Annotated in this window: 8 protein-coding genes and 3 pseudogenes; all 11 read left to right on the forward strand. The window is 46.3% G+C overall.

Annotated features, from left to right (window positions below; genetic code table 11):
• The first annotated feature begins 35 nt into the window (after window positions 1-35).
• The 11 genes and pseudogenes from whiA to D2962_RS05710 all read left to right on the forward strand — a co-directional run bounded on the left by whiA (window position 36) and on the right by D2962_RS05710 (window position 14611).
• Window positions 36-1259 carry a DNA-binding protein WhiA gene (gene whiA / locus D2962_RS05660; protein ID WP_162991115.1) on the forward strand — a complete coding sequence of 408 codons (1224 nt, stop codon included), beginning with the start codon at window positions 36-38 and terminating at the stop codon, window positions 1257-1259.
• Window positions 1260-1380: 121 nt separating this feature from the next.
• Window positions 1381-2679 carry a DRTGG domain-containing protein gene (locus D2962_RS05665; RefSeq protein ID WP_122014422.1) on the forward strand — a complete coding sequence of 433 codons (1299 nt, stop codon included), beginning with the start codon at window positions 1381-1383 and terminating at the stop codon, window positions 2677-2679.
• A 10-nt stretch (window positions 2680-2689) separates the two neighbouring features.
• Window positions 2690-6128 (forward strand): annotated as a pseudogene (locus tag D2962_RS19465) (DNA polymerase III subunit alpha).
• 4 nt (window positions 6129-6132) lie between these two features.
• Complete coding sequence (locus D2962_RS05675; RefSeq protein ID WP_120767537.1) at window positions 6133-6327, forward strand: hypothetical protein; 195 nt, start codon at window positions 6133-6135, stop codon at window positions 6325-6327.
• 18 nt (window positions 6328-6345) lie between these two features.
• Window positions 6346-7305 (forward strand): 6-phosphofructokinase, encoded by a 960-nt coding sequence (pfkA, locus tag D2962_RS05680; protein WP_120767538.1) that lies wholly within the window; start codon window positions 6346-6348, stop codon window positions 7303-7305.
• 15 nt (window positions 7306-7320) lie between these two features.
• A pseudogene (gene pyk / locus D2962_RS19470) lies at window positions 7321-9064 on the forward strand (pyruvate kinase).
• A gap of 10 nt (window positions 9065-9074) precedes the next feature.
• Window positions 9075-9491: an acyl-CoA thioesterase gene (locus tag D2962_RS05690; RefSeq protein ID WP_120767540.1), complete on the forward strand. Its 417-nt coding sequence runs from the start codon at window positions 9075-9077 to the stop codon at window positions 9489-9491.
• A gap of 370 nt (window positions 9492-9861) precedes the next feature.
• Window positions 9862-11527 (forward strand): annotated as a pseudogene (gene ilvB / locus D2962_RS05695) (biosynthetic-type acetolactate synthase large subunit).
• 5 nt (window positions 11528-11532) lie between these two features.
• The gene (gene ilvN / locus D2962_RS05700; RefSeq protein WP_120767543.1) at window positions 11533-12036 is read left to right on the forward strand and encodes an acetolactate synthase small subunit; all 504 of its coding nucleotides are present in this window, start codon (window positions 11533-11535) and stop codon (window positions 12034-12036) included.
• A 2-nt stretch (window positions 12037-12038) separates the two neighbouring features.
• The gene (gene ilvC / locus D2962_RS05705; protein ID WP_122014423.1) at window positions 12039-13034 is read left to right on the forward strand and encodes a ketol-acid reductoisomerase; all 996 of its coding nucleotides are present in this window, start codon (window positions 12039-12041) and stop codon (window positions 13032-13034) included.
• 56 nt (window positions 13035-13090) lie between these two features.
• Window positions 13091-14611 carry a 2-isopropylmalate synthase gene (locus D2962_RS05710; protein ID WP_122014424.1) on the forward strand — a complete coding sequence of 507 codons (1521 nt, stop codon included), beginning with the start codon at window positions 13091-13093 and terminating at the stop codon, window positions 14609-14611.

The following is a 14611-nucleotide window of genomic DNA, read 5'->3' on the forward strand; positions in this document are numbered from 1 at the left end:
AGAATAAACAATTTATATTTAAGGCAGGTGGCATTATGTCCTTTTCGTATGAGGTGAAGGAAGAACTCGCCCGGGTTGTTTCGGACACATGCTGCCAGAAAGCCGAACTGGCATCCCTTATTCGCATGGCAGGAAGCATAAAGATAACGGGCGGTCTGGGCAAAGCGGTGCTTCAAATTCAAACGGAACATGCCTCTACTGCCAGGAAAGCATTTAAACTGCTCAAAAAACATGTGAAATCTCCTGTAGAGATTGTCATCAGAAAGAACAATTTTTTAAAAAACCACAGCATGTATATAATATCCGTAAACCTGCAGGAAGCCCGAGCTTTGCTTAAAGAACTGGGTATATTGAGCAACAATGAAAAGACAATTGGTTTCAGAGACTCAATAAATCCATCCATTGTCAAAAAACGCTGCTGCAAACGGGCATATCTCAGGGGGGCTTTCCTGGGAAGCGGGTCAATTAGCGACCCTAAGGGACCATACCATATGGAATATGTTACCACAGGCAAAAGGCAGGCCAATGCGCTTTCCAGGCTTATCAACAGCTTCGGATTAAATTCCAGGGTGATGGAAAGAAAGAGCAGCCACATGGTATATTTGAAGGATGGCAACAATATCGCGGATTTACTTGGAATAATGGGAGCCCATAACAGCCTGCTCAAATTTGAAGAAATAAGAGTAATAAAGGAAATGAGGAACAGTGTAAACCGCATGGTAAATTGTGAAACCGCGAATTTAAATAAAACCATAGACGCCGCCGTGCGGCAAATTGAATGCATAAATTTTTTAAAGCAGCATAATCTTTTTGATGATTTACCTTCAAATCTAAAACAGGTAGCGGAACTAAGGCTAGAATATCCGGACCTGAGCCTCAAAGAACTGGGTCAGATGATGAATCCTGTTTTAGGCAAGTCCGGTATCAGCTATAGATTGAAAAAAATAGAAAATATTGTGGAGAATTTACAGTCAATGAAAGGGGAAAAAATCATGTTTGAAAAAAATGTTGTAGTCAAAAACAAAACAGGTTTACATGCAAGGCCTGCGGCTTTATTTGTACAAACCGCCAACAAATTTAAATCCGATATATTTATTGAGAAAGAGGGGAAAAAGGTAAATGCCAAAAGCATAATGGGTGTCATGTCTCTTGCCGTGAGCCAGGGTACCAAGATCACCCTTTCGGCCCAGGGAGACGATGAAAAAGAAGCTGTGGAAAAACTTGTTGAACTCATAGAAAGCAAATTCGGAGAAGAATAATTTGAAGGCTACCGTGACGGTAGCTTTTAAATTAGATAATAGGTTAGGGGACACACCTCCTTTTCTGGGGTATTAACCTGGGGTAGTCGGAGGAGTGTTCCCAATGTAGGCGGAGGAAATCATGACAAAGCATGAGCAGATAATCAATTATATAAAAAACTTAAAAGTTGGCTCCAGGATTTCGGTAAGGCAGCTGGCTCAGGAACTCGAGGTTAGCGAAGGTACCGCTTACAGGGCTATAAAAGATGCTCAACTGGAAGGCTTTGTGTGTACCTTGCCCCGTATAGGGACCGTGCGTATAGAAAAGAAAACCGATGAAGCTATTGAGAAGCTTTCTTTTGCAGAAGTCGTGAATATTGTGGAGGGTAGCATACTGGGTGGAAAAACCGGACTTCATAAACCTCTCAACAAGTTTTTAATAGGCGCCATGGAAGTCAAAGAGATGGCGCAGTATATTGAGCCGGAAAGCCTGCTGATTGTGGGCAACCGGAAGGATGCCCAGATACTGGCCCTTAAGATGGGGGCCGCAGTCCTGGTAACCGGAGGGTTCGATGTGGATGAGGAAGTGGTCAAACTGGCGGACAGTGTAAACATGCCGCTGATTTCTTCATCTTATGACACCTTTACCGTGGCTACTTTTATAAACAGGGCCCTTTACAAACTTCTGGTGAGAAAAGATGTAATAAGGGTAAAAGATGCCATGGTAAAAGACCCGGACTATCTTGACATGAATGCCACTGTGGGTGACTGGCGCAGGCTTCTCAAGATAACCCATCACAGTAAGTTTCCGGTAGTGGATGGTGATAAAAAAGTGGTAGGAATTGCCACCACCAATGATATAGCGGGCTTGAAAGATGACATTCCCATAAAGGATGTCATGAGTAAAAATCCCATAGTGGTGGGTCAGGATACACCCGTGGCCCATGCTGCCCATCTCATGGTGTGGGAAGGGATTGAGCTTATTCCTGTGGTGGAGGATAAAAAACTCATAGGCGTCATTACCCGCCAGGATGCCATAAGGGCGCTGCAGAACTTGAGTTTTCAGCCGCAGATAGGGGAAACCATAGATGGAATAGTAATGAGCCGGTTTTCGCTGTCAAAGACCGAAAACGGGATAAGGATGCGGGGCAAGACGGGACCTATAATGTTAAATCCTTATGGCGTGGCCAGCTGCGGAGCTTTGATGACAGTCATGGCCAATGCGGGGTTTGAAGCCTTCAGAAGCCAGAAGCGGCTGGAAACGGTGCCCGATAGTTTTACGGTATATTTTTCAAAACCCGTAGAACTGGAAGAAGAGATAGAAGTGACAGCGGATATAATAGACATGGGTAGAAAATCCGGCAAGGCTGAGGTAAATGTATACCATAGGGGCAAACTGGTGGCAAAATCTCTAGTTTCCGTGAAGGTTATCGACAGGTAGGTGGTTATAAATGGCCGATTTTGTTCATCTACATGTTCATACAAATTACAGCCTGCTCGATGGCGCATGTAAAATAGAAAGATTAGCAAAACGCCTGGCGGAAATTGGTGCCAGGAGCGCTGCCATTACTGATCACGGTGTGATGTACGGAGTTGTGGATTTTTATAAGGTCATGAAATCCCATGGTATAAAGCCGATAATTGGCTGTGAGGTATATATGGCAAAACGTACCATGACCGACACTCAGGCCGGAATAGATGACGACCAGTATCACCTTGTGCTGCTGGCCAGGGATAGTGAAGGCTATAGAAATTTGATGAAGCTTGTTTCTCTGGGGTTCATCCAGGGCTTTTATTATAAACCCAGGGTGGACATGCATGTGCTCAGGCAGTACAGCGAGGGATTGATAGCGCTGAGCGCCTGCCTGGCCGGAGAGATTCCAACCCTTCTTTTAAACGGAGAATATAAAAAAGCCCGGGAGAAAGCACTGGAATACCAGGAAATCTTTGGTGAAAATAATTTTTACCTGGAAATACAGGACCATGGCATACTGGACCAGAAAAAAGTAAACAGCGATTTAGTAACACTCAGCAGGGAAACGGGTATTCCCCTTGTGGCCACCAACGATGTCCACTACATTTTAAAAGAGGATGCGCCGGTGCATGATGCCCTGTTGTGCATCCAGACCGGCAAGACTCTGGAAGACGAAACAAGACTTAAATTTCCCACCGATGAGTTTTACCTGAAATCATCAGAGGAAATGCAAGATTTGTTTTCATACATACCTGAGGCTGTGGAAAATACCTGTAAAATCGCTGAAATGTGCAATGTGGAACTGGACTTTAATACCATGCACCTGCCAGCATACCGGGTGCCCGAAGGTTATACCCAGGATGAATATCTTGAAAAATTATGCTATGAAGGCCTGGCGGAGCGTTATACGGATATTACTCCGGAAATCAAGCAGAGGCTGGAATACGAATTGGATGTAATCAAAAAGATGGGATATTCCAGTTACTTCCTTATTGTATGGGATTTCATAAACTTTGCCCGGAAAAATCAAATCATGGTGGGGCCGGGCAGGGGGTCCGCCGCGGGAAGCCTTGTGGCGTACTGCCTTCACATTACCAACATAGACCCGCTGAAATATAACCTTCTGTTTGAACGTTTTTTAAACCCCGAGAGAGTTACCATGCCCGATATCGATGTGGATTTTTGCTACGAAAGGCGGCAGGAAGTAATCGATTATGTGGTAAAAAAATACGGCAAGGATAAAGTGGCACAAATCGTAACCTTCGGGACCATGGCCGCCCGGGCAGCTATACGGGACGTGGGCAGGGTCCTGGGGTACCCCTACGGAGAAGTGGATGCCATAGCCAAGATGGTTCCCGTGGAGCTCGGGATAACCATCGACAATGCTCTGGCATTGAACCCAGAGCTTAAAAAACTTTATGATGAAAAAGACAGGGTCCGAAAACTTCTGGACCATAGCAAGAGCGTTGGAAGGCTTCCCCAGACACGCATCCACCCACGCCGCAGGTGTGGTTATATCAAAAGACCCCCTGGTGGAACATGTGCCGCTGCACAAAATGGGTGATTCAAATGTTGCCACCCAGTATACCATGACCACCCTGGAAGAATTGGGCCTTTTAAAAATGGATTTTCTGGGGCTGAGGACCCTCACGGTTATAAGAGATGCCCTCAATATTATCCGCCACACCCGCCATATGGAGATAGACCTTGACAGGTTGCCCCTCGATGACAAAAAAGTATACGAGATGTTGAGCCAGGGCAACACTGCGGGAGTTTTTCAACTGGAAAGCAGCGGAATGCAAAATCTGTTGAAGGAACTGAAACCCGAGGTGTTCGAGGATATCATAGCCATTATAGGCCTGTACAGGCCCGGTCCCCTTGGCAGCGGAGCAGCGGAAGATTTTATTAGAAGCAAAAATGGCGTAAAATCCATATCTTATCTTCATCCCCTTCTAAAACCCATTCTGTCTGAAACCTATGGTATAATATTGTACCAGGAGCAGGCCATGAAAATAGCCCAGGAACTCGCCGGATTTTCGCTGGCCCAGGCAGATATCCTCAGAAAAGCCATGGGCAAGAAAAAACAGGATGTCATGGCAGCTCAGAGGGCATCCTTCATTGAAGGATGCGTAAGAAATAATATCGATAGGGAAACAGCGGCAAAAATCTTCGATGATATCTCCTATTTCGCAGGTTACGGTTTCAACAAAGCCCATACCGCAGCCTATGCTGTCATTGCCTATCAAACAGCATACCTTAAAACCCACTTTCCGGTAGAATTCATGGCAGCTCTTTTGAACAGCGTTATGGACAACAGTGATAAAATCGCTTTTTATGTGAATGAATGCCGCCATATGGGCATTAAGGTTCTGCCGCCGGATATTAACGAGAGCTTTGACACTTTTACGGTCATTGGCGATAAAATAAGGTTTGGGCTTACCGCCGTAAAAAATGTAGGCCATGGAGTGGCCAGGGCCATTATCGATGAAAGGAAACACAGGGGGAAATATTCGACACTTCGGGATTTTGCCGGGAGAGTTTCTGGAGAGCTAAATAAAAAGGTTGTGGAGAGTCTTATAAAAAGCGGAGCCATGGACTCACTGGGAGCCCGGCGGTCGCAACTGCTGAAAGTATATGAGGAAGTTTTAAGCCGGGTTCAGAAACAGGAAAAACAGATGAAAGACCAGATTTCCCTTTTCGAAATTGTAGATGGCCCCGCTCCTGTGGATGATATTTTGCCCGATATCCCCGAATACCCCAGGAGCGAACTGCTGGCCATGGAAAAGGAAATGCTGGGTCTTTATATCAGCGGTCATCCCCTTCGGGAATTTGAAAAACAACTCTTGAACGCTACAACTTTTTGTAGTAAAAATTTATATGAGGAGGACAACAAAGATAATCTTCAGGTGGTGGTAGGAGGTATTATAACGGGAGTCAAGACAAAAACTACAAAAAGTGAAAAAATAATGGCTTTTATAACTCTGGAGGATCTCACAGGGTCCATGGAAATCATAGTGTTCCCTCAGACCTATGACAAATACCGTGTCCTGCTTCAGCAAGACTCAAAGGTTATAATAAAGGGAAGAGTAAATTTCAAAGAAGATGAACTGCCCAAGATAATCGCCGAAGAAATCACCTCTTTTGAAAATATATCTTCCAGTGGAAATCAAAAAGATATAATGGTAATATCTATTCCCCAAAATGAGGTTAATTTACAGGAATTAAAAGATTTTATCCAGTCTCACCCGGGCAAGACCAGGGTTGTACTGTACTTTCAAGAGCAAAACAGAAGTTTTTTACTGCAAACCGGTATAGACTGCTCTAAAGAGAATCTCGGACTTTTGCATGATCGGTGGGGTACCAACTGTATTTGTGGTGATGAAAAATTAATACAAATTAATACAAAGGAGGCCTGAATTCGTGTGGACTGTAATTTATATGGCCACTGATAAAGATACGGCTCAAAAAGTGGAGCAGGTTTTAAAGTCTGAAGGGATTCTTGTTAAGACCAGGGAAGCCATGAGAAGTAAAAAACACGGATGCTGTATTGAGATACTGGTGCCGGAGTCCGAAGCCCAGGAAGCTCAAAAAGTAATCCTGGAAAAAAATCTATAAAAAGAGGGGAAGAGGCAGATGAAAAGAATAGGAGTACTTACAAGCGGTGGGGATGCGCCGGGGATGAACGCCGCTGTCAGAGCCGTAGTGAGGAAGGCAGCGTCTTATGACATGGAAGTTTATGGAATAAAAAAAGGTTATATGGGTCTGATAAATTCGGACTTCGTCAGGCTCGATTCCAGCTCTGTGGGAGATATTATCCACCGCGGAGGCACCTTTTTAAGAACTGCACGGTGTGAAGAGTTTAAGACTGAAGAGGGACAACTGAAAGCCTTAAAGAATCTGGAAGCTTTCGGCATTGAAGGTATGGTAGTAATAGGTGGGGATGGTTCCTTCCGGGGGGCAATAGCCCTTTCCAGAAAGGGTGTGCCTACCATTGGCATTCCGGGAACCATAGACAACGATATTCCTTTTACCGACTACGCCATAGGTTTTGATACAGCATTGAATACGGTGGTGGAAGCGGTAAACAAGGTAAGAGACACTGCTACTTCCCATGAAAGGACTTTTGTAATTGAAGTTATGGGCAGGGAGGCCGGCCATATTGCGCTTTATGCAGGCCTTGCCAGCGGAGCCGAGACTATACTGGTCCCTGAAATTCCCTTCAATATGGATGACATCTGTAAAAAGATTATAAATGGCTACAAAAGGGGGAAACTTCACAGTATCATAATTGTGGCTGAAGGCGCAGCCAGCGGTTTTGATATTGGAAACAAGATCAAGGAAAAAACTGGCTTTGAGACCCGGGTGATCGTTCTGGGCCACCTTCAGAGAGGTGGAACACCCTCGGCTTTTGACCGCATCCTGGCCAGCCAGCTGGGAGGAAAGGCGGTAGAACTGTTAAAGGATAATATTGGAGACAAGATGGTGGGTCTTGTCAACGGAGAACTGCTGGTAACCGACCTTGAAAAGATTCTTGTTACACCCAAACCTCTGGATATGAATATATATAAGCTGGCCGAAATTCTCTCAATGTAGGGGAGTGATACTTTAATGCTCAAGACTAAGATTATATGCACTCTTGGTCCAGCCAGCGAAAATAAAGAGGTAATTTCCCGGCTGATATCAGCCGGGATGAATATAGCAAGACTGAATTTTTCCCATGGGACCCATGAAGAGCACAGGGCAAGAATAAACAACCTGAGAGAAGCTGCACGGGAGATGGGAGCCAATATAGCCCTAATGCTGGACACAAGGGGGCCGGAGATAAGACTTGGCACCTTCAAAAATGGAAAAGCGTATTTGAAGGAAGGCCAGGAATTTGCACTCTCACTGGAGCCTATAGAAGGAAATGAAAATAGGGTTTATGTCACCTATGATGGTCTAAACAAACTCGTAACCAGGTATGATAAGATACTGCTGGCCGATGGCCTTATAGAATTGGAAGTCAAGGAAATAAATTCAAAAGAGGTATTATGCACCGTTATAAACGGTGGAGAAATCAGCGATAAAAAGGGTGTAAACGTTCCAAACAAATCCCTTCCCCTACCTGCAATAACACAGAAAGATGTGGAAGACCTCTTATTTGGCATAAGTATGGGCATAGACTTTGTGGCGGCTTCCTTTGTGAGAAAAGCTTCGGATGTGCTTGAAATAAGAAAGATTTTGGAAGAAAACGGTGCCAGTGATGTCCACATAATAGCCAAGGTGGAAAACCGCGAAGGGGTCAACAACATCGATGAAATCATCCGTGTTGCTGATGGTGTGATGGTGGCCCGGGGAGACCTGGGAGTAGAGATACCCGTTGAGGAAGTGCCCCTGGTCCAGAAATACATCATTGAAAAATGCAATAAAGCGGGAAAACCCGTAGTCACGGCAACCCAGATGCTGGAATCAATGATGCGGAATCCAAGGCCTACCAGGGCGGAAACCACCGATGTGGCCAATGCCATTTTTGACGGAACCGATGCCATTATGCTCTCTGGTGAAACAGCCGCAGGCCATTATCCGGTGGAAGCGGTTAAAATGATGGCCAAAATAGCAAGAAAAGCCGAAGATTCCATGAGTTTAAAAAAAGGAAAAGGAACCCTCCGTGATAAAAACCATAACTGACGCCATCAGCCATGCTACATGCTCTATCGCCCGAGACCTGGGAGTCAAGGCCATTATAACATCCACCAAATCCGGGTATACTGCCCGGGCTGTAGCCAAATTCCGGCCGGAAGTCCCCATCATTGCAGTGACACCGAGGGAAAAGGTCACCAGGACGCTGCAGATTGTGCGGGGGGTATGGCCGCTGCAAGTTGAGGATACCCGGTCCACTGACGAGATGTTCAAAGAAGCGGTGGAAGGGGCTCTGAAATCAGGACTGGTGCAAAAGGGAGACATGGTGGTAATTACTGCGGGCGCGCCCGTAAATGTGACGGGTACTACCAATTTAATAAGAGTGCATATTGTAGGCGATGTGCTCTTAAGAGGTACCGGTATTGGCAGCAGGCCCGTGAGCGGGACGGTATTTGTAGCCAGGAATGCAAAGGAAGCCATGATAATGCCCGAAGGTTCCATCCTGGTAGTGTCCGGTACAGACAGGGATATAATACAGGTTTTACGACGCTCTTCGGCGGTCATAGCCGAAGAAGGTGGCCTAACATCCCATGCCGCCATAATAGGTCTTGAGATGAATATACCCGTCATTGTTGGAGCCAAGGGGGCTACCGAACTGCTGGCCACCGGTGATGAAATCACCATGGACACCCAGCGGGGCCTTATTTACAGGGGAAAAGTCGATGTGAAATGAGGGATTTTCTATGGATACTATAGATACTACCGTTTCGGTTCGGTATGCCGAAACCGACCAGATGGGTGTGGTTTACTATGCCAATTACCTGGTTTTTTTTGAAGTGGGGAGAAATGTGTATTTCAACAGTATAGGCTCATCCTATGTGGATATGGAAAGAGAAGGGGTATATTTTCCGGTGATTGAATCCCACTGCGTTTACAGGCATCCTGCCCGTTATGGGGATAATATTGTGATAAAAACTGCAGTCGCCGGAATGAAACCAACAAGGGTGAAAATAGTTTACGAGATTTTACGGTCAAAAGATAACCTTCTCCTGGCCCAAGGATACACAGAGCATGCCTTTATGTCAAAAGAAGGAAGGCCTTTAAACATAAGCAAAACTCACCCCCATGTATGGGAAAAACTCAAAAAGGTTGTAAGTTAACAAAAAATTAACATATGAAGTATTGACATAATTAGAAAGCTGATGATAAAATACATATCAATATCCAAAAATGTAATGATGGAGAGGAAAATGGGAAACCCGAGAAAAGAGAGCCGGGGAAGGTGAAAGCCGGCCGAAGGTTACCGTTTTATGCTCGCTCCTGAACAGCCCGGGCGAAATAGTAGTAGTCCGGAGCCGCTACTAGCGTTAAAAAGAGAAGTAGCCTTTCTACTTCCTGAGGCCTATAGCCGCAAGGCAAGGCAAAGCAGGGTGGTACCACGGGGTAAACTCCCCCCTCGTCCCTGGGAAATTAATTTTCTCGGGGCGAGGGGGTTATTTTTTACAAAAAAAGGGCGAGGTGGTGTACAAAATGAAAATTACTGCCGCAGAAGCATTAATCAGGTCCCTGGAAATGGAAGGCGTAGAGGTGGTATTTGGATATCCCGGAGGAGCCATACTTCCAGTATATGATTCTCTTTTCCATACCAAAAAGCTAAAACATATCCTTACCCGCTCCGAACAGGCTGCAGCCCATGCTGCTAGCGGTTATGCAAGAGTGTCAGGCAAAGTGGGCGTATGCATGGCCACATCGGGACCGGGAGCCACAAATCTTGTAACGGGCATTGCAACAGCCTATATGGATTCCGTACCCGTGGTCGCTATTACAGGCCAGGTAGCCACCAGTCTGATAGGGCGGGATGTATTTCAGGAAGTGGATATTACCGGTGCCACGGCACCTTTTACAAAACACAATTATCTGGTGAAAAGAGCAGAAGACATCCCGCGCATTGTAAAAGAAGCCTTTTATATTGCTTCTACCGGAAGACCCGGGCCAGTGCTCATTGATTTACCTAAAGACGTAGCCGAAACCAAAATAGAATTCAAATACCCTGAACAGATTACGCTGAGGGGATATAAACCAAAAATCGACGGCCATCCGCTTCAAATTTCCAGGGCAGCGGATGCCATCAATAAAGCCCTTCGTCCCGTCATATGCGCGGGAGGGGGAGTCAATTCTGCCGGTGCGGAAGAAGAACTCATGGAACTTGCCGAAAAAGCCCATATTCCTGTAGCTACCACGCTGATGGGAATCGGCGCTTTCCCGGGAGATCATCCCCTTTCTCTCGGCATGATGGGCATGCATGGCACGCCCTATGCAAACAGGGCTGTGACGGAATCTGACCTGGTTATAGCAACCGGGGCGAGATTCGGAGACCGCCTGACAGGCCGGGTAGCAGGGTTTGCACCAAGGGCAAAAATAATACACATAGACATAGACCCGGCAGAAATAGGAAAAAACGTGAAGGCAGATATCCCCATCGTGGGTGATGTAAAACGGGTCCTCGCAGAGATATTGAAGGAAGTTCAGCCAAAGCAGCCCACCGAATGGAACCACCGTATTGCCGAACTTAAGAAAAAAACCCTTTTCCTACAGCAAAACAAACAAATTATGCCCCCAGGAAATTATAGAAGAACTTTCCCGGAGGACCGCCGGCAATGCCATAATAACCACGGAAGTGGGTTCTCATCAGATGTGGGTGGCACAGTATTACAAATTTACGAAACCCCGTACTTTTATCAGTTCAGGAGGACTCGGGACCATGGGTTACGGTTTGCCTGCTGCCATAGGGGCCAAATTTGCAAAACCCGACCAGACCGTAATCAACATATGCGGTGACGGCAGTTTCCAGATGAACCTGGCGGAGATGGCCACTGCTGTTGAAAACGGCCTTTCTCTGAAAATGATTCTTTTCAACAATCAGGGGCTAGGCCTGGTCAGGCAGCTCCAGGAATTTTACTGTAAAAAGCGTTACAGTCAGGTGAATTTCAGCTTCGTGCCCGACTTTGTAAAACTGGCCGAAAGTTACAGAATAGCAGGAATGAGAATAGGGAACCGCGATGAACTGCCCGGGGCTCTGGACCGGCTTATTTCAGAAAAGGGATGCTTTTTGCTGGAATGTATGGTGGACATAAATGAAAATGTTTATCCTATGGTATTGAATGGCTCGCCCATCAATGAAATGATAGGAGGATGAAGCCCATGAAGACAACGCTATCAGTTCTGGTGGAAAATCATCCCGGAGTCCTTTCCCGGGTAGCAGGCCTTTTTTCCCGCCGGGGATTTAATATCGATAGCCTGGCGGTGGGTACCACAGAAAATCCGGACATTTCCCGCATGACCATAGTGGTAGACGGAGATGAATATATTGTCGAGCAGGTAAAAAAGCAATTGAACAAACTGGTAGATGTAATAAAGGTCAGCAAAATAATCCCCGAAGAGTCGGTGAGCCGGGAACTGGTCTTAATAAAAGTGGATGCCGAGCCCCAGGTAAGGTCTGAAATAATTCACATAGCAGAAATTTTCAGGGCCAACATTGTGGATGTGAGCCGCAAGTCCATGATTATAGAGCTTACCGGCGACAAGGATAAGGTCAGTGCTTTTGAGGAATTATTAAAACCTTTTGGTATAAAAGAATTAGTCCGCACCGGCATTATAGCCGTGAATAGAGGAACAAAAACAATAAAAATTGAGGAGGAAGAATGATTATGGCAAAAATGTATTATGACAAGGATGCAGATTTAAAATTACTGGAGGGCAAGACCGTCGCTGTCATAGGTTACGGCAGCCAGGGACATGGCCATGCACTGAATTTAAAGGACAGCGGAGTAAATGTGGTCGTGGGATTATATGAGGGTTCAAAATCCTGGAAAGCCGCCGAAGAGGCAGGCCTGGCCGTAAAAACCGTCAGCGAGGCCGCAAAAGAGGCCGACATCATCATGATACTGGTACCGGACCATGTGCAGGCAAAGATTTATGAAGAAGAGATTAAACCCAACTTAAAAGAGGGCAATGCCCTGGCTTTTGCCCATGGATTCAACATCAGGTACCATCAGATTGTTCCTCCGGATTTTGTGGATGTATTTATGATAGCTCCCAAAGGACCGGGACACCTGGTGAGAAGGATGTACCAGCAGGGTGCCGGAGTTCCCTGCCTCGTGGCGGTGGAACGCGATTATACCGGGAAAGCCAGGGATATCGCTCTGGCCTATGCCAAGGGTATTGGAGGAACCAGAGCCGGAGTCATCGAGACCACATTTGCGGAAGAAACCGAAACAGACCTTTTCGGCGAACAGTGCGTGCTTTGCGGAGGTCTGACGGAACTCATCAAAGCAGGATTTGAAACTCTGGTCAATGCCGGTTATCAGCCTGAAATAGCATATTTTGAGTGTCTCAATGAGATGAAGTTAATCGTGGATATGATTTACGAAGGCGGCATCGGCTGGATGAGGTATTCCATCAGTGATACGGCAAAATACGGTGACATCACCGTGGGCAAGAGGATTATCAATGAAGATACCCGCAAGGAAATGAAGAAGGTACTGGATGAGATTGTGACAGGAGAGTTTGCCAGAAGGTGGATCCTGGAAAATCAGGCAAACCGCCCGGTTTATAAGACAATTCTTGCAAGGGAAGCAGAACATCCCATTGAAAAGGTGGGGGCAGAGCTCAGAAGCATGATGCCATGGCTTAAAAAGAAGTGAGAAGTGAGAGGTCGGAAGTGGGATCGGTGGGAAAATGAGGAAAGGAGGCAAGAAAAATGGCCAGTAAAATAGAGATCTTCGATACTACTCTCCGAGATGGAGAACAATCACCAGGAGTGTCGCTGAATTCCTATGAAAAACTGGAGATTGCAAAACAGCTGGCAAAATTGCAGGTGGATGTCATAGAAGCCGGGTTTCCTATAGCATCCAATGGGGACTTTAATGCTGTCAAAACCATAGCGGAAAATGTCAAGGGCCCCGTCATAGCGGGCCTTGCCAGAGCAAACTTTAAAGATATAGACAGGGCCGCCGAAGCCGTAAAAGCGGCGGAACGGCCCCGCATTCATACTTTTATTGCGTCCTCTCCCATTCACATGAAATATAAGCTAAAGATGACACCGGAACAGGTGCTGGAAGCGGCGGTAGAAGCCGTTAAAAGGGCAAAATCCTACGTAGAGGATGTGGAATTTTCGGCAGAAGATGCATCAAGGTCCGAAGTGGAGTTTCTCTGTAAGCTGTTTTCTGCTGCCATAAATGCAGGGGCTACGGTCATAAACATCCCCGATACTGTGGGATACGCCACACCGGAGGAGTTTGGCAGTCTGGTGAAAACCCTGCGGGAAAGGGTCCCCGAGATGGATAAGGTAAAAATCAGCGTCCACTGCCACAACGACCTGGGTATGGCGGTAGCCAATTCTCTGGCGGCGGTACAAAACGGCGCCACCCAGATAGAATGTGCCGTCAACGGTCTGGGGGAGCGGGCGGGAAATGCGGCCCTGGAAGAGGTGGTAATGGCCCTTGTAACTCGAAAAGATTTATACAATGTTGACCTCAACATAGATACAAAGCACATATACCGCACCAGCAAGCTGGTAAGCACCCTTTCGGGTATATATGTGCAACCCAACAAGGCCATCGTAGGAGCCAATGCCTTTGCCCATGAATCGGGCATACACCAGCACGGAGTACTATCGGAAAAGTCTACTTATGAGATCATGACACCGGAGTCTATCGGTCTTTCATCCAACAGGTTGGTGCTGGGGAAGCTCTCCGGTCGCCACGCCTTTGCCCAGAGGTTGAAAAAAATGGGATATGAACTAGACGATGAGGAATTGAATAAAGCTTTTGAGAGGTTTAAGGACCTGGCGGATAAGAAAAAGGAAATCACCGATAAGGATATTGAAGCCCTGGTGGAAGACCAGGTTTTGAAGATACCTCAACTTATAGTGCTGGAATACTTTCAGACTTCCAGCGGAAATCAGACCATATCCACAGCCACCGTAAAGGTAAAAATAGGAGAAAAAAGCGTGGAGGAGGCCTCTACCGGTGACGGACCTATTGATGCCACCTACAGGGCTCTGGAGCGGGCCTGCAATATAGACTGTAAACTGGTGGATTATTCCATTAAATCGGTATCCGGAGGAAAGGATGCCATGGGAGAAGTCATAGTTAAGATAGAAAAAGATGGTAAATTATTCACCGGAAGAGGGCTGAGCACCGATATCATAGAGGCCAGTGCCCTGGCTTATACCAATGCACTGAACAAAACCCTTTGGAACAACGGCAACGGAAGGTGA

This window comes from Biomaibacter acetigenes (genome assembly GCF_003691585.1).
Classification (GTDB): domain Bacteria; phylum Bacillota; class Thermosediminibacteria; order Thermosediminibacterales; family Tepidanaerobacteraceae; genus Biomaibacter; species Biomaibacter acetigenes.

Excerpts from the sequence above, each read along its gene's own strand:
- ilvC (WP_122014423.1), top strand. The coding sequence starts at position 12,039 with ATGGCAAAAATGTATTATGACAAGGATGCAGATTTAAAATTACTGGAG.
- ilvN (WP_120767543.1), top strand. The coding sequence starts at position 11,533 with ATGAAGACAACGCTATCAGTTCTGGTGGAAAATCATCCCGGAGTCCTT.
- pfkA (WP_120767538.1), top strand. The coding sequence starts at position 6,346 with ATGAAAAGAATAGGAGTACTTACAAGCGGTGGGGATGCGCCGGGGATG.
- D2962_RS05710 (WP_122014424.1), top strand. The coding sequence starts at position 13,091 with ATGGCCAGTAAAATAGAGATCTTCGATACTACTCTCCGAGATGGAGAA.
- whiA (WP_162991115.1), top strand. The coding sequence starts at position 36 with ATGTCCTTTTCGTATGAGGTGAAGGAAGAACTCGCCCGGGTTGTTTCG.
- D2962_RS05690 (WP_120767540.1), top strand. The coding sequence starts at position 9,075 with ATGGATACTATAGATACTACCGTTTCGGTTCGGTATGCCGAAACCGAC.
- D2962_RS05665 (WP_122014422.1), top strand. The coding sequence starts at position 1,381 with ATGACAAAGCATGAGCAGATAATCAATTATATAAAAAACTTAAAAGTT.